At 53.1% G+C, this 16,731-nt stretch carries 12 protein-coding genes; 3 read left to right on the forward strand and 9 right to left on the reverse strand.

The window, feature by feature from the left end; translation table 11 throughout:
- The first annotated feature begins 69 nt into the window (after positions 1 to 69).
- Complete coding sequence (locus tag G5195_RS01855) at positions 70 to 372, forward strand: hypothetical protein (RefSeq protein WP_421225699.1); 303 nt, start codon at positions 70 to 72, stop codon at positions 370 to 372.
- 361 nt (positions 373 to 733) lie between these two features.
- On the opposite strand, the gene G5195_RS01860 is transcribed toward G5195_RS01855, so the two are convergent.
- From G5195_RS01860 to G5195_RS01900, 9 genes are all read right to left on the reverse strand, one after another.
- On the reverse strand, positions 734 to 3,598 hold the full coding sequence (locus tag G5195_RS01860) for an ATP-binding protein (protein WP_421235772.1): 2,865 nt from the start codon (positions 3,596 to 3,598) through the stop codon (positions 734 to 736).
- A gap of 109 nt (positions 3,599 to 3,707) precedes the next feature.
- Complete coding sequence (locus G5195_RS01865; protein WP_421235773.1) at positions 3,708 to 6,626, reverse strand: DUF1156 domain-containing protein; 2,919 nt, start codon at positions 6,624 to 6,626, stop codon at positions 3,708 to 3,710.
- Between the two features lie 13 nt (positions 6,627 to 6,639).
- On the reverse strand, positions 6,640 to 7,233 hold the full coding sequence (locus G5195_RS01870) for a retron system putative HNH endonuclease (RefSeq protein WP_421235774.1): 594 nt from the start codon (positions 7,231 to 7,233) through the stop codon (positions 6,640 to 6,642).
- Positions 7,234 to 7,236: 3 nt separating this feature from the next.
- The gene (locus G5195_RS01875) at positions 7,237 to 8,574 is read right to left on the reverse strand and encodes an AAA family ATPase (protein ID WP_421235775.1); all 1,338 of its coding nucleotides are present in this window, start codon (positions 8,572 to 8,574) and stop codon (positions 7,237 to 7,239) included.
- Between the two features lie 14 nt (positions 8,575 to 8,588).
- Positions 8,589 to 9,080 (reverse strand): hypothetical protein, encoded by a 492-nt coding sequence (locus G5195_RS01880; RefSeq protein ID WP_270668497.1) that lies wholly within the window; start codon positions 9,078 to 9,080, stop codon positions 8,589 to 8,591.
- Complete coding sequence (locus G5195_RS01885) at positions 9,077 to 12,619, reverse strand: helicase-related protein (protein ID WP_421235776.1); 3,543 nt, start codon at positions 12,617 to 12,619, stop codon at positions 9,077 to 9,079. Before G5195_RS01885 ends, G5195_RS01880 begins: the two co-directional genes overlap by 4 nt.
- A 55-nt stretch (positions 12,620 to 12,674) precedes the next feature.
- On the reverse strand, positions 12,675 to 12,914 hold the full coding sequence (locus tag G5195_RS01890; protein WP_064338624.1) for an HTH-like domain-containing protein: 240 nt from the start codon (positions 12,912 to 12,914) through the stop codon (positions 12,675 to 12,677).
- Positions 12,915 to 13,142: 228 nt separating this feature from the next.
- Positions 13,143 to 13,910 (reverse strand): LEM-3-like GIY-YIG domain-containing protein, encoded by a 768-nt coding sequence (locus G5195_RS01895; protein ID WP_216974087.1) that lies wholly within the window; start codon positions 13,908 to 13,910, stop codon positions 13,143 to 13,145.
- A gap of 179 nt (positions 13,911 to 14,089) precedes the next feature.
- On the reverse strand, positions 14,090 to 14,278 hold the full coding sequence (locus G5195_RS01900) for a DUF3283 family protein (RefSeq protein ID WP_215805227.1): 189 nt from the start codon (positions 14,276 to 14,278) through the stop codon (positions 14,090 to 14,092).
- A gap of 116 nt (positions 14,279 to 14,394) precedes the next feature.
- On the opposite strand from G5195_RS01900, the gene umuD reads away from it, so the two are divergent.
- Positions 14,395 to 14,838: a translesion error-prone DNA polymerase V autoproteolytic subunit gene (umuD, locus tag G5195_RS01905; protein ID WP_279499827.1), complete on the forward strand. Its 444-nt coding sequence runs from the start codon at positions 14,395 to 14,397 to the stop codon at positions 14,836 to 14,838.
- A complete protein-coding gene (gene umuC, locus G5195_RS01910; protein WP_421235777.1) occupies positions 14,819 to 16,078 on the forward strand; it encodes a translesion error-prone DNA polymerase V subunit UmuC in 1,260 nt (419 codons plus the stop codon). Before umuD ends, umuC begins: the two co-directional genes overlap by 20 nt.
- Positions 16,079 to 16,731 lie beyond the last annotated feature (653 nt).

Genomic DNA, 16,731 nt, shown 5'->3' on the forward strand with positions numbered 1-16,731 from the left:
ACTCTCGCTGTGGTTCCATTACCATTTTTGCTAAACTGTGCCGCTTAATTTCTACCAGAACGTCCGACGATGAAACTGTTAAACACCTACGATGACAAAGATGAAGCCGAAGAAGCGCTGACCAAACTCCTTGGTGAAAAACGCCTGGCCAGTGAACGAGATAGCACTGTGGTCATCTACAACCTGTTCGGCCAACCTACCTGGGGCAACTTCCATCGTCTTGGCATGTTTAACTTGCCGGAGCTGCAGATGATGCTGGAGCAGCGCAAAGCCGGACATACCATTGATCAGGCCCGACACCGCGAAATATTAAGCATGCTGCGCTATGCGGCACAATCCTTCGAACTGACCATTCCCGAGCATTGGCTGTAAATAATGCCGGGAATCCGGCTTTATTTTTTGGTTCTGTCAGCTTACCGGAATTGCATAACTGACCAAGAAATAGACACCTACTTGTTTGGCACTTTCTTAAGGAAGGTGCTAACAAGTCACTTGGCACAAAAACACACCATTCTAAATTATTGATATTAAATGGCTAAACTTTTTAGTTTTGGCACATAGGGTACTTATTCGCACCTTCCTTAGATCTGGTTCGAGTGTTCGAGATATCCCCTGCGGGTAATTTCGACATTGAAAACGGCTGGTAGGTGATGGTGTTGATTTGATGACAACACAACCACAGTCCCAGCCGTTTTTGCATTTAGTTCACGCTAAGGTGCGAAGAACTTATGTTTTACTCTTCAAATTCAGCATTACCAAACTTGAGCATGCTGCAGTTTTCTTTAATGGCTCGCTGTAAGTTTGCATCAAACCCTTTCTCAGAGCGGGCATTGATCTCGATGGAGATCTCCACCTCAACACCATATTGGCTGGCAAAATTTTGCACCACCTCGTCCATGATATTGGCAAATTCCATTTTGGCTCTGATGGCATCAAGCCGCACAGAACCATAAAACCGGTTTTTTTGGCTCTCTGTGGCGGTCGGTTTGGGACTCACTGAATCTGTGCCAGAACCTGTGCCTGTCCCCTCGTCCTCTCCGTCATCTGGTTCGCGCTCACCAGTCCCATCGCCGCCGTCTTTACCCGGAACAAGCCGCTTACGCTCTTCTTCATCACGCTTGTCACGGGCTTCCTGTTCCAGTTTGGCTCGATAGCACTGTGCAGCATCCTGGCTAATCAGCAGGCTGTGCTCATCCAGAAACACAGTGGATGATTTGCCAAAAGCAAACCCTTCAAAGCGATCGTCACGCAGACCAGACGCAAAAGCGAAGAAATCTTGACTCTGGATGGCCTCTTCAATGGTACGACGCAAGACTAGGTCATTGACCAAACGAGGCATATAGAGGTACTGACAGGCATCCTGCCATACCTTCAATGCACTGACTGATTCCACACCGTTGGCAAAATAGTATTTTTCCAACAAATTACGCAGATGAACCGGTGACCACTCTTTGATCAACCACTCCTCTTCAGCCAGCCGATTTTCAATTTCCTGGATCAACTTAGGTGCGCTGGAAGAGATTTGCGACACCTCCCATTCCAACGGCTGACCGGGATCCTGAAGCGGTGCCAGTAGCCACTTATAGGTGTCGCGGATCAAGCTATCGAACTGCTTCTTCGCTGTATCGCGATTTCCCTTGGCCTGGGTCAAATGCGCCAGATCCTGATTCAACACTCCGTTTTCGATATCGGTAACGATGGAGTGCCAGGCCAGATAGGTTCTACCCTGATCTTTCAAACGGTTCAGACTGTCATAATCGGAGGCGAGAAAGATCAGCCGGTTTTGTTTCACCCGCGGCTGCTCACCACGTTTAAACAAGATTACCTCGGCTGCTTTGAATGCCTGGTTAGTACTGCTACTGCGGCTATATGCAGAAAATGCAGACGGCTCCAGTACCACCAAACGCGGACCATTGCCGTATTCATCAGGCACATCGCCGGCAGGGGTGAAAACATGGATCCCGGCAAAACAATGTTGGGAACCAAAACACGCAGTTACTGACTTCTTAAGCAGCGGCATCAACTCTTCACGCTCACTGACTTTACTCTTGCGGGTTTCCATTTCCCGGCGCAGGTTAGGCTTGGTATCAAGCCACAGACGCTCTTTATCGCCATACAGATAGGTCAAACGATCCCGCAGCCGAACTAACACATCCTTAAAGGTGGCCACTGTTTGCCCGGGCGAACAGGCGCCCAACATAATCCTCTCAGCCTGCAGACCGCGATGCATCTGATCACCTGAACTGGGGGCGCTGCCCAAAAACAGGGTACGCATCACTCGGCGAGCGGCGTGGTATTGGCCAAAGCGGGTATCCTGCTTATCAATGTCTGCTGCTTCAGAGCGTGAACCATCCACCTCTTTTTCGATGACCGGCTCCCAACCCTGTGGCAGATAATGAATGCTCTTGCCACGCACATTGCTGTCATCAAGGGGCAACGACCCCGGCATGATCAGCGCATCGCGGTTATCCGCCACCCATAAACGGTGAATCACAATCGCCATATACTGCAACACCCCACGGGTGCGCTGAAACTTGTCCAGCGTTGACCAATCCTCATAGAGGCGGTCAAACACCTCCGGGTGGATCGGGTATGAGTTGCACAGTCGGTCGTAATAGTGGCTGGATTGGGTTTCGTTCGGGAATTCCTGCGCATGCTGGCGATAGAAGTCAGCATACTGCTGTGCAATCCCCTGCACCTGAGCGACATCACCTGCCGACTCGAACAAACGACGGCGCACAATCTCAAAGGCCTCTTCAGTGGCGACCGGCTTCCATACCGACTCCACCCGCGCAAAATATTTCTCCAGCGAGTCCAGCGCCTTCTGGCCCATGGTGCCACCCACCTCCAGCGCCGACTCCGGCAAAGAGGCCAATAACATGGCATTGGGTACCGCCTTCATCGCTTCAGTCAACGCCTGAATAAAGGTGATATTGGAATCAAATGTACCGGCATTAAATTGCTTGCCCACCTCGAGCTGACGCAAAAAGGCCACCAGCTCATCCATCAACACCACACAGGGGGCTGCCTTGGTCAGCAATTTGACCAACTGCTCTTTGCCCGGAGATGTGCCGTCGCGGTCACTGTCTGCCACCAACTCATAGCCTTCATCGCCCAGCAGTTGCCAGGCTAGCTCACCCCACAGGGTATTGGCGTGAACCACACCGTGGGTGCGCGCTTGGCTCACCGACAAGTTAATCCCATCGATCACCGCGACGCGGGCACTGGGTAACTCATGAATCCCTGCCGCATCCAAAATAGGCGGAATACCCTGCAAGCGATCCGTGGTCACTGTGCGTGAGGCCAAGTGATAAACCGCCAGCATGGTGTGCGTTTTACCGCCACCAAACGCCGTTTGCAGCTGGATAACCGGGTCACCACCTTTACCAGCCAAACGCTCGGCGACCGATGCCAGCAGCAAACGCATCCCCTCAGTGATAAAGGTACGGGCAAAAAACTGCTCTGCATCCTGATATTCTGCTGGCGCAGAGCCATTGGCAACTTGAGTAATATCTGCTGCAAATTCCGACTGTTTGAAGGTGCCTTCCAGCACATCACGATGCGGGCGTGCAATTTCGCGCCAAGGTTTCAAACTCATAATTTCATTATCCCGTTTCAATCCAATTCAATGTTGGCTTGGGGCTCCAACTTTATCGAGCAAAGAGGAGTCGTCTCCTCTCAGCTCAGGAATCTTCAACTTCTCGCCTTTATAGATCCAGGCTATAGCTTTCCCCCACTTGCCCGCTGTCGGCCATGGCGCTTTGCATTGCGTCCCACGCGGTGACCAGTTCGTTATAGGCGCGGGCATCTTGGGCCCAGCCTTTGCGCTCGCAGAGTGTGTAGAGGCGATAGGCCAAGGAGCGAATGGCATCGCTCTTGCCTGACAGGCGCGCCAACATGGCACCGGCGCCGCTGGCACCTTCGCTGTTGAGGATCCGAATAAGGTGGTGCAGACCTTCCCATACCGGGGTGCGGTTATCACGCTCTGGCGCCCAGTCGCTGGGCAGCTCCATCCACTTGAGCAGTTGTACTTCACCTTGACCGGCACTGATTACTCCGGCCTCTTGCAAGCCCGCCACGCTGGTGCCCTTGGCGCGGGCCAGTACATCCGCCTCACCAAACTTACCCACGCGCCAGCCCTGCTGTTCAAACCAGTGCAGGCAAAATTGGGTGTCATGGTCAAAGTCATCTTCAGCCAGGAAGCGGTTAATCAGTTGCAGCGCGGTTTTCACGCTCATGGTGCTGCCGTCGGCTTCGAGCACTGCCGCATATTTGCTGAAGATGCCCATGCCGGGGCCAATAATGGCTTGGGATAAATCCACCGGCGCTACCGCCGATTGGCTGATGCCCTGGGCATCAATGCTGCCCTGAGTCATCTCATCGAGCGCCTCCGGCAGTACCCGGTTCAGTTCACGGATAAACTGGCGGCGGCTGATGCTGTCGGCATTCGCCGCGCGCTTATTGCACACCAGCACCACGCTGGAGGCCAGCGCATTGGTGCCAGAGCCGATCATGCGATTACCCATCTCGGTACGCATTGGCCAGGTGCCACTGATGGCAAAACCAGCGTCGATCACCGCCTGCAAAAAGGTCTCCCAACCGGCGCTGGAGGTGCCGTCCATCTTGGTTTCGGACTGTTTAAAGGCGTAATAGATGGTGACCGGAAACGCCGGGTGGGCCTGATCGGCCAATTGGTGAATCGCTTTGCCCATGCCATCTAAAAAGAACGCCTCGGCGCCCTCCTTGCCGCCGTGGCGATAGGGGGTGGCCACCAGCTCCTCGGCCTTAGGCACCGCCATGGTGGCATAGAGACCAGGGAAAATTGGCCGCAGTGATTTGCGCAGCCAGACATAGAAAAAATCCGACAAGTCGGCATAGCCGATATTGTCGTAATAGGGCGGATCGGAAGAGATCACCTTATTACGGCTAATCGTTTGGGTTTGGGCATCCGCTTGAGTAACTAGGCCACCAATTGAGGCTGGAAATTGCGCCAATGCTTTCCACGACCAATCAACCATTGCCATCCAATTACCTGAAGAATCACACATTGGATTAGCTTCAGCAAAATCCCAAGTCATAGGTATGGCTTGACGGCCAAATGTATTACGCATTTTTTCGCCTGAATTGTGCCAAGAACATATTGAGGACCAATAGTCTGAGCATTTATCAACAGCGAAAGTAAGATACACCCCCACAGCTTGCGCATAGGCAGTGGCGCCGGTGCCACCGGCATCGAGGCCGATGCCATCGTCCTCCATCCCGGCAGTGAGGGCATCTTCACGACAGCGGGCAATGGCTTCACCCACCAAGTCCGAGAAAGTGCTCAGAGCCACTAATTGGCGCGGGGTGAACAGATCGCCATATTTCGCCAATCCATAGCTTAACGTCCAAAAATTGCGAGGATCATCTGGCAACGCATTTTCTGGTTTCCATTGCGGAACGGCACTGTTCGCGACAACTTGCTGCTCGCTTAAAGGTGACAAGTAAACTCGCCCTTTCTTACCTTCAGCGACAATAGCCATCAAACGCTGACCTAATCGACCCGCTACCCCTTCGGCCTTAACGTGTTTACCTTCTATGGGCGCCTTCGACAGTAAGCACTCAAAGTTTGCTCCCCTGGCCAATTTGGTGCCATTTTTTGCCGATAAGGGAGGCGTGCCAACCTTAACGGTAAAGTAGTAGCCATCCCCTTGCACCACCGGCTCAACATAGGCCTCTTTGCCTGCCTTGGAGGAGAGAATAAAGGTGGAGGCCAGCGGCACATCAACGTGAGAAAATGCCGGGCTAGGGCTTCTCACCGTGCGTGCCCACAGCCAGGCAATCACCGTCAGCTCATCACCCAAGTAAGGCGCTAAATCTGGCCGCTCGGCGACCATGGCCTCAGTTACCAAAACTTTGGGGTAGAGATGCCCGATGCGCTGCTCAGCTTCATCACGCATCCAGTTGCCGTAACGGCGCACATCTTCCGCCAGCCCCTTGGCGCCAGACCAGTCGTCAAAGGCATCCTTGGTGGCCTTTTTCTTGCTGGTTTTATCGCTTGCCACCTCTGGCCCCACCGGCTCACGACCGGCAAACTTAGGTGGGATTTCAATCATGGCTTTGTTGATAGTGACAGCCACTGGGTTTAAGTCAGAGGCATAGGACTCAAGCCCTAAGCGCTGAGCTTCCAACGGCAAGGCGCCGCCACCAGCAAAGGGGTCGTGAAAACCGGGCAATTTGTCGGGGTTAAACAGCTCAGCCGCGTCGGGGTGGTCTTTATTCAGGGCGCAGATTTCGCGCCAGCTCTCCATGATGGCCGCGCGCGCTTGATTGAGCACCGCTTCGTTATTGGTGTTTTCCCACTTCACCAGCTCGCGCAGGATGTTAAACAACTTTTCACGCTTTTTGGCGGCTTCCTGTTTGTTCACCCCGTACTTAAAGCCATCACCCTGTTGGTAGCCTGGGTCGTTCACCATCTGGGCAAAAATCACCGCCCGCGCAGCTGCCAAGGGGCGGCGCGCCCACCACAGGTGCAGGGTAGAGGGGTGACCATGGCGAATGGATTTTTCCCGTGCTGCTGCAGCATTGATATCATCGAGCGGCAGCGCCACCTCGATCAGTTTTTTGGGGGATTTGATGGGAGTCATGGGTGTTCCAACATTAGATAGATGCAGCAATCAGAGCGCGAAATGGCGCTGATTGCAAAAATTGGTCAAAATCGTCTGGCGCCGTTTGTAGCACAATAACTGCTTGGGCGAACCATTTTTTCCGTTCACTGACCAAATTGGGATCCTTATTCAACCCCAGCATGTCACGCGTTTTTACGACAGGATGACGCTGCTTTCTGGTCAGTGTGGGTAATGGTTCAATCCAACCGTTGCTACTGGCTATCGCCCATTGCAAGTTACAGTCAGGGCCAGGCTCAATAGGCAACAGACCATTGCCTTTGTGCTGGCCACAGGTCTGGTTATTGATGCAGCTATGGGCATAGTTGTAGTAATCAAAACAGAGATGGGGATGCGCATTTGCCCCCGCTTTGGGCTTGATATGCTCGACTTGCCCCTCCGTTGCCTTAAGTTGCTGCTCACAATAGACACACAGACCACCTTGGTCTTGATGCAGATCGGCTTTTACAGCCTCTTTCACTGGTCTAAATACGAGGCTATCAAAATCTGCTGCTGTGGCTGCCGGGTTAGCAGTGCAGTATTGCGTCAACGCCGGAGTTGGCATCGCACGGTGCTGAAGTTCAATCATGGGTTATGACCCTTTTGCTGCCAGCTTGCGCTGTGCCAAGAATCGCCACGTGGCCAGGTCACTCTCATGAAACTGATACCCCGCCTGCTCAAGGGTTGCCAACAGCGTTGTTGCCCGTTCAGATGTTTCCTGCCCAGTTCTGACCAGTAATTCATATTCACTAATGGCCTCTTGTAGCGGCAGGCTTGGCTGGCTGTGAGTGTCCATCACCTTGGCCAGTGCATCACTGTTGTCATGGGCCAGCGGGCTAAAAGGCGGCATTCTGGCATAGGCGCCATGTTCATCAGAGCCAAGTTGACGAATATTCTCTTTAGCTACTGTGGTGAGTACCTGCGGGCTATGAGTGGTAACAATAAATTGCACCAAAGGAAACGCCTGTTGCAGCGCCCCTAACACCTGCTGCTGCCACGCAGGATGGAGGAACATATCCACTTCGTCGATCATGACAATGCCACTGGTTTGTAGCGCCGCTTGCTTGCCTAAATGGGGGTTGAGCTTGATGCAACGCCATGCCAGATCGGCCACCAACGAGACCATGGCGCGCACCCCGTCACTGAGCAAGCTGACGGGCAGTACGCCTTGCTCAGGGTGTGTCATTGCCAACTCTTCATGGGGAAAGCTGTAGTGGAAATGGTGCCAGCCGGATGCAGGTTGCAAGATCGCATCAATCGCCGCTTGAATGCCGGTGATTTGCGCTTTGAGCGTGTAGCCCTGATACACCTCGGCCATCTGTTGTTGTTGCAGTTCGGCCAGGGTCGCCTTGGTAAACCACTGTTGTAACTGCTTGAAGTTAGAGGCTGGCGTTAGGCAATCTTCATAACCCATGCTGCGGCTGGCACTGACCACGGCTTTTCGTTCCATATTGCGGTGCTCTAGCCACAAGCGGCTGGTGCCATAATAGGCCACCACCGGCAGATCAACAGTCTGCACGTTACGTACTTGCGCCATTAAACCCTCACCGTAAGCGGCCAGCTCGCTGGCCTCTTTGACGGTGGTTTTATTGTTGATGCCGGTCAGTGCTCGTTTGATCTGGCAAGCTGGCTGATTAAAGCTGGCCACGATTTCGACCGGAAACATTTGTTCGTTGCTGGTCATCTGCTCTTGGCGCAAATAACGCGCATCCGACTTGGCAATCGGTCGGCCTTTACCCAAATCAAACGCCGCCACAAACGGGCTCACCGCCACCGCGACAGCATCGAGAATGGTGGATTTCCCCGCACCGTTGGGGGCTATCAGCACCGTCATCTGCGGGTGAAAATCGAGCGAGAGTGAAGCAAAACACCGATAGTTGGTCAGCGTGATGTGGTGCAAACTCAGGCTGTTTTGTTCTGGTAAAAGCATTTACTTCACTGTCCTTATTCCGCTGGAGACTGGATTTCTGAGAGCCAATATTTAATGTCTTCCAGAGACTCATTTAACCGATAACCCATTGCTTTGAGTCCTTTGACATCTTGGGCCTCTCGGGCCTGACTGGTCAGCGACCTTACTGCTTCACATAAATCGATGGCAGGGTATGGTTGCCACATTCCGGAGCGCCAATCGAAGTAAATAAGTTGGTGATCGTAGTTGTAGGGCGCATCGAGTGAACGCAATAAACGCGCGATCGTCTGAGCGCCTAGCTGCTGTTGAATAAATGGGGCCAAAAAGTGCAGCTCAGCCAGATCCCGCGGGCTGAGATCCATGCCTCTTTTGGGCTCAAAACTGAGCACCCCCGCTTGATATAACGCCTCCAGCGCAATAAACGGTATGCCCAAATTTTCCAGATGCTGTTCCAGACGATCACCGTCCCAAAAGGTCATCTGGTAGCCTTCAATATTCAGCCTGAAAGCATCGAGCCGACCAGTCATAAAGACTCCTGTGCCGTGACCGCACGTGCCAGCAAATCCGCCAAGTCGTAATTGATACTCGCCACGCCAAGGTCGGGCTCTTTGGTAAAAGGCTGGCGAATGTAGTACGGGCCTTGTGCCTTGTCACCCTCTACCAACACGATGGCCAGCAAAAATTTGTCTGCCTGGTTGAGGGCATAGAGGATCTCGTTACGACTGACGGTGATGGTGGTCTGCCCTTTGCTTCGACCTTTCACTTCAATGTGACGGTCTTGCGGCAAGGAACCATCGCTTTTGAGTGGCGGACGCGCGGTGATATCCCAGCCACATTTATCCGCTGCGACATCGATCACCGTATGGCCTAACGCCTGCTCCGCATCGGTGACCGCCTGCATCGCGACCCGTTCGATATGGGCGCGGCTGGTCGCATCAGGGCTAAACACGATCTCCCCCTTACGTTTGGCCAATAGCCCTTGTGGGATCACCAAGGCACTGCCAATCACTACCGGGGTGCTGGAGACCACCTGCTTGAGCGCAATGAGTTCAGCGGTGCGCTGCTGTAAACGGGCGGTCAGTTCATCGACTCGGCGCCGCGCGTTTTCTGGCTGCATTCTGGGCTGCTTGCCCGCTTTCACGTCATCGCTGAGCTTGAGATAGCGGTCTTGCCAATAGTTGATTTCTTTGATCAAGCGTTCATGCACAGCGGCCAAAGTTTTGTCTGCCTGCAGCTCACGGCGGGTTTTCACTTCCGCAAAATGCTCTGGCACCAGTTTTTCAGAGGCCAGTTGTAGCGCCAGCGGTTCCAGTGGCTGGGATAACCAAGGGGAGTGAAGAATATCTTGTACCAACGCCAAGTCCCCCTCGCTGATGGGCATTAAGTCCAGATGGGGCGCCCAGCCCGCATAACTGGCCTGACAGGCAGTATCTATCGCGACAAACTGCAAGCGTCGGGAGGCGATACTCTTTGCTTGTTCCGCCGTTTCTCTGACCGAGTGTTCCAGCATCATGATCAGGCGGGGTTCATCGCCATCATCGGTCGGATCAACCAATACTGCACCCTGCTTCAGTTTGCTGCGATGGGCTTGCAAGGTGAGATCCAGCACGGAATGCATCAGCGGATGCACCGGGTGCAACAGCTCAGCCAACACCTTGCCCGTCGGGCGTGTCAGCTGCTTTTCAAAGCAGACCCGCTCGTAACGCGGCAGTACTGGCGTGCGGCTTTCCCCTATGATGCGGTCTCGTTCGCGGATCACCGCCGGGACATGCCTGATCTCGTAGCGGCCTTGTTCGCGCTCGCGCAAATCGCCACCCAACATTTGGAAAGCTTCCTGAAAGAAGGCACGGATAAAAAAGGGCTGCAAACGGCGCGCTTCGGCTTTTTCCATCTGCTCTTTGATGGCGTACAGCCCTTCCATCCCCATGTGGGATTCCACCAGTGCGTTGCGGCGCATGATCTCCTTGAGGTGATCGCTATCCAGCGCCCCCTCAATTGCTTGGTCCATTCTGGCGCGCACAGCAGGATCTTCACCATAGCGAATGGCATCCATCAGCAACTGTTTCAGCGAAACGTTGTCAAACGCCTCCCCCAAGATATCGAACACCTTACCGCCCAGTGCTTGTTTCTCAATTTCTAACTTGGCGAACAGCTTTTGGAACACTTCACCTTCACGGGTTTCATTAGCCACAATGTTCCACAGATGGCACACCTCTTTTTGGCCAATCCGGTGGATCCGGCCAAAGCGCTGTTCCAGTCGATTGGGGTTCCATGGCAGGTCATAGTTGACCATCAAGTTGGCATTTTGCAGGTTGACACCTTCACCCGCAGCGTCGGTGGCAATAAGCACCAATACGGTGGGGTCACTGCGAAACTCACTCTGGATTTTACGCCGCTCATCACGGTTGGTTCCGCCGTAAATCACCCTGACTGCACTTGGCTGGCCAAGCAGATCACTGACTCGCTGACGCAAGTAATTGAGCGTGTCTTTGTGCTCGGTAAAGATGATCAGTTTGCGACGGCTACCATCGCGGTTTTTCATTTCCGGCGAGTCTTGCAGCAAAGCGGATAGCTGTTCCCACTTTTTATCATTGCCCGATTGCACCAGCACCAGTGCTTGTTGTTCCAGATCCTTGAGTGACAGGATTTCGGCTTCGAGCTCTAATATAGTCTCGGCTGCAGTCGCCTGATCTGCGACTTGCTCAGCATAAAGCTCGTACTCTTCTGCGCTTAAATCTTCATCCAACTCGTCCCAATTTTCTGGTAAATCGAGCTGTTTTGTCACTGTATAGCTACCCAGCGTTTCAGCTACGCCGGTTTGTTTCGCCTTCTCGCCACGGGCCAACAACTTCATCTCTGCAAGCTTGTCTTTAAGACGATTACGACGCCGTTTTAACGATTGATAAATGGCCTCGGGGCTCGATGCCAACCGCCGTTGCAGTTGCGTCAGTGCAAAGCCAACGGTGGTTTTTTTCCTGTTGTCGAGTTTGTCGGCTCGATTCATCTCTTCTCGCACATAGGTCGTCACCTGCTCGTAGAGGCTTGCTTCAAGAGGAGAGAGATCGTAGTTGGCGGTATAGGCTCGACGTTCAGGGAATAGCGGTGTGCCATCAAAGGTCAATAGCTCTTCTTTCACCATTCTGCGCATCATGTCAGTAATATCGACTTTATGGGCGCCTTCGCGAAACTTGCCATAAAACCGATCACTGTCGAGCAGTGACATCCAGACCTGAAAGTCTTCTTCTTTGCCGTTGTGCGGCGTGGCTGTCATCAGCAAAAAATGGCGGCAAATGGACCCAAGCAGTTCGCCCAGTGCGAAGCGCTTGGTCTTATTGATTTTGTTGCCAAAGTAGTTGGCAGAGAGTTTATGCGCTTCGTCGACGATGATCAGATCCCAGTCGGTATTGCGCAGCTTCTCTTGTAACTCTTCGCTACGGGAAAGCTGATCCAGACGGCAAATCAGGCGATCTGTTTCGGTAAAAAAATTGCCCGTTGCACACTGCTCCTGCTTTTCTTTACTGAAGATTTCAAATTGCAGGCCAAACTTTTCAAATAGCTCGTCTTGCCATTGTTCGGTCAGTGAGCCAGGAGATACCACCATAATCCGCCTGGCATCCGCTCTCAGCAGCAGCTCAGAAATGAACAAACCAGCCATAATCGTTTTGCCCGCACCAGGGTCATCAGCCAAGACATAGCGCAGCGGCTGCTTTGGCAGCATAGATTCATAAACGGCTGAAATTTGGTGTGGCAAAGGGTCTACATTGGCCATGTTGACAGCCATCATTGGATCAAACAACGCGGCTTGTGAGATTCGATAGGCTTCCAGCCCCAGTTTGAAATTGCCCCCTTCGGCATCGAAAGCCCATGGACGGCCCACCGTCGCGAGCTCTAGCACCATCTCATCACTTCGAAACAACATGCGTTCTGCCAAAACACCCTTACTGTCTTTGTAGTAAACCGTCAGGGCGTTCTCACCGACCTGCTCCACTGTCACCACGCGAACCACTTGCCCTTCGACAATGCCGCGGACCTGAGCATCTTTCTTGATCTCTTCGAGCTTGAGCATGTTGTTCCTTAATAACTTGCTGGCTTATAACCGGTTTTTGCCAAGTTGAGCGATGTTAGAGTTTTGAGGTATCGAGCCCAGCAAGCTTTAACCGGGTGGTCAGATTACGCATTTTGCTGAATTCGGTACCAAGGCTCTCTTTGAGCCCTACCCCTTCACAAAATTCCCGCGCAGTCACGTGCTTGAGCTCATCTGCATATTTGAGCATCTGCAGATGTAGCTCGACGGTATATTGGTTGCGAGGTGCAGCCGACAAGGCTTGCTTGATCTGCTGATAGATCTCTTGTTCAGGCACTAATGACTCCAAGTAAGCTAATACAGCTAATTTAGCTAAATTAGCTACTGAACACCCTCAGTGCAAGCAGCATCAGCGTTTGACGTGACTCAACTCGCTATTTTTTGCACGATTGATTGTTCATCGCTCAATAAAGATTCGTACAAGCTTAACTGAGCAGTACGGCTCAATTTTTGATACTCAGACCATCGAACCCATCTCGTCATGCCTTTACTACCCTGGCAACCATCACGACCAGGTATATTTGATGGGGTTGGAAGCACCCCGCTTGCGAAACTCATCGGGCAGCCTCTTGCCGACATACATGGCTTTGATCACCTCGGACGCCTCGTGGCCAACAAAGCCATAACGCCCTTCAACTGTCTCTCTACCAGGAAAATTGTTAGCTGTTGCTTCAAGCCACTGCTGCGCAATAAATGCACCGACAATCAACCCCTGCACTGTGGCTAAAATCACATCGGCTTGGCAGGCCTTGTCTTTATTGAGGCGCCAAGCAAAACGGGTGGCGTTATAAAGTGAATGATCTAATGCTGAACGGTTAACGCTGATCAGCAGCGCCTTATGGCGGAATTCGGCAGTTGGAGCACAGTACTTTTGGATGATCTCGGTTGAATGCATGGCACCAAATTCACTATTGCCATGCCCATCCATGATATTGGTGATCCCCGGATAGGCATCAACCAGCGCGGCTTCGACCTCAAAGGCTGTTTTTTCGTTCATACCGTGCCGATGAATAACATGCACCACATCCAGTCCTGCAAGATGGATGGCGCGAATTCGCTCCAATTTTTCCGAGACAGCGTCATCCTCAACACTACCTTGGACATGAGCAAAGACCCGGTTGCCCTTCCCCTTGCCGATATAAAATGTTTCGCCATTGCGTGGATCAATCAGCCGGTACACGTAGTACTGCAGTTTACTGACAACTTCAGGGGGGAACGATTCTAACGTTTGGACATGCATGTTCAGGTTATTGCTCTCTCGTGCAAGCTGCATAACACAGCCATTATTTTAAATAAATTTTTTGAATTCTTACCGTACCGCTCGCGTGCCGACTAAGACGACACGAGTTGCTGTATCGAGCGTCTAAAAGAGGTGAGAGGCGATTTTATCGGGCTATGACAATTCCTTCGATACTGGGCATGTGTACATGTAACATTTTCAACCAGATAGAATTAACCTCGTTTGTATTTACCCACTTGCTCGAGAAAATAGCTGCCCAGCTCACCTTGATGTTGGTTCGCTTCGCTTTCTGCGCTGGCCAAGTGACCGTTGCGCTCTTTCCATACGGCATATGCGGCAGCCTTCTCGACCTCGACCCGTTCTTGCTGCTCTTTCGGTAGGGCACACAGATTGTGACTCATACTGATCTCTTTGTTATTTGTTGGCACCATGGTACGGCATCGCTGACATGCGGGACTTGCGCTGGTTCAAAGGTGGTGCGCTATAATGCCTGTATATAAATACAGGTGTTGTTGCCATGAAGCTGTTAACCCCAGACCCATCACCCGCCGAGGTGACCATCCCGCTGTTCTTGCACCGCGCCTCTTGCGGCTTTCCCAGCCCAGCCAGCGACTATCTGGAAGGGAAGTTGGACCTCAACACCCACTGCGTGTCGCACCCTGCAGCAACCTTCTATCTGCGTGCCGAGGGGGAGAGCATGACCGGGGTCGGCATCTTTCCCGGTGACTTGCTGGTGGTCGATAAGAGCCTCACCCCGCGCCATGGTGATGTGGTGATTGCACTACTCGATGGCAGCTTCACGGTAAAGACCTTGCAGCTCAAGCCGAGGTTGCGGCTGTTGCCAGCCAATCCGGCGTTCGCGCCTATCGACCCTTGTATGAGCCTCTCCCTGGAGTTGTTCGGAGTGGTCACCCATGTGATTGGCAATCTGAGGCAGCGTGATGGCTATAGCGCTCGTTGATGTAAACAACTTCTACGCCAGCTGTGAGCGGCTGTTTCGCCCTGAGCTGCGTGGCCGCCCGATCGTGGTGCTCTCCAACAACGATGGATGCGTGGTGTCGCGCAGCCCCGAAGCCAAGGCGATGGGCATCAAGATGGCCGGGCCCTACTTCAAGATCCGCGAGCAGTTCGAGGCGCATGGTGGTGTGGCATTCAGCTCCAACTACGCGCTCTATGGCGATATGTCTGGCCGGGTAATGAGCACGTTGGAGACCATGTCCCCCGAGCTGGAGGTGTACTCCATCGATGAAGCATTCCTGTCACTGTCGGAGTCGTTTGCCGGTGACCTCACAGCCTATGGGCAACAGATCCGGCAGCGAGTGTGGCAGTGGACCGGCCTAACGGTAGGGGTTGGGATCGGCCCCACCAAGACCCTCGCCAAGCTGGCCAACTATGCAGCCAAGAAGTGGCCTGCCACTGGCGGCGTCGTGGACTTGCGTGACGAGCTGCGCCGCGCCCGGCTGATGGCTATCACCCCGGTGGACGAGGTGTGGGGCATAGGACGGCGCTTGGGAGCCAAGTTGGTGGCACAAGGCATCAACACCGTGGCTGACCTGGTGGCTAGCGACGCCAAAGGGTTACGCGCCCAATACGGCGTGGTGGTCGAGCGGATCGTACAGGAGCTGCGTGGCCTGCCTTGTGCAGAGCTGACCGTTGAACCGACGGCGAAGCAGCAGATCCTCTCGAGCCGTTCCTTTGGTGAGCGCGTGACGGACCGTGGAGAAATGGCCCAAGCGTTGTCGGGCTTTATGGCTCGCGCAGCCGAGAAGCTGCGGGCCGAGGGAATGTGTTGCCAGCGGGTGCACCTGTTCGTGCGAACCAGCCCCTTTGATGAACGAGCCCCTTACTACAGTGAGCAGGCTGGCGTCCGGCTGGTCTGCCCTAGCGATGATACCCGGTTGCTGCTGCAGCAAGTGAACGTGCTGCTACCGCAGATTTGGCGCGACGGTTACCGTTATCAGAAGGGGGGCGTCATGCTGAGTGAGTTCACCCCCAAGGGGCAACAACAGGCAGATCTCTTTGCCCCGTCCTCCGCTCAATCAGATGCGCTGATGGCAGTGATGGACCAGATCAAAGCCAAGGGATTGGGGCACGTAGGCTTTGCCAGCCAAGGCACTGGGTCGCCTGAGTGGATGATACGACAAGAGCACTTGAGCCCCTGCTTCACCACCCGCTGGGAGGACCTGCCGGTGGCGAGGTAAAAGCCACCGAAGGTTGAACAGTCTATTCAAAGCTCGCTGGACAAGTAAATTTTGGACGGGGAATTTTTTTCCAAACGAGGAGCTGATACAACAGAGAGCGCCAACTTTCGCAAGAGTCAGTTACCTTTTGAGAAAGGTGAGAGTTAAAATTTCCTCCACGGCCAATTAACCACATATGACCATTCCAGCCCAGATAACACTATGTTATTGCATAAGTTCTGATGTTAGGCATACGGTTAGGTATATTGAAATTTTCTGAATTGGAGATTTTTATTTTAAATCAAGAAATTAACTATCCAGTTCAACCTCCCCCAGCTCCACCACCTGCTAAAGCCCTGATTCGTCAGGGCTTTTTCTTTATGGCTGGTCAGGGAGTGACACACTGAGGTGTCACATATGCTCTATCCCGGTCTCATCAAAAACCACTGTGGTGTCTACTGCTACCGCCTGATCTTCCCCCCCGGCCCTCCGCCAGTACGGAGCTCCTCGTGAGACCCGTTTCTCACTCGGCACAAAAAATCGCGCTAAAACGGGAGAATTGTGGATCCATGCTTTCAAAATTGGCAGGCTCCTACTTGTAGTGGTCAACTAAATCCGGACACTTGGTTAGGCCGATCTTCGGCTTTTGCTGGCGGTATCCCATTATTGTGGTG

This window comes from Aeromonas sp. 601039 (assembly GCF_049174415.1).
GTDB lineage: Bacteria > Pseudomonadota > Gammaproteobacteria > Enterobacterales > Aeromonadaceae > Aeromonas > Aeromonas veronii_A.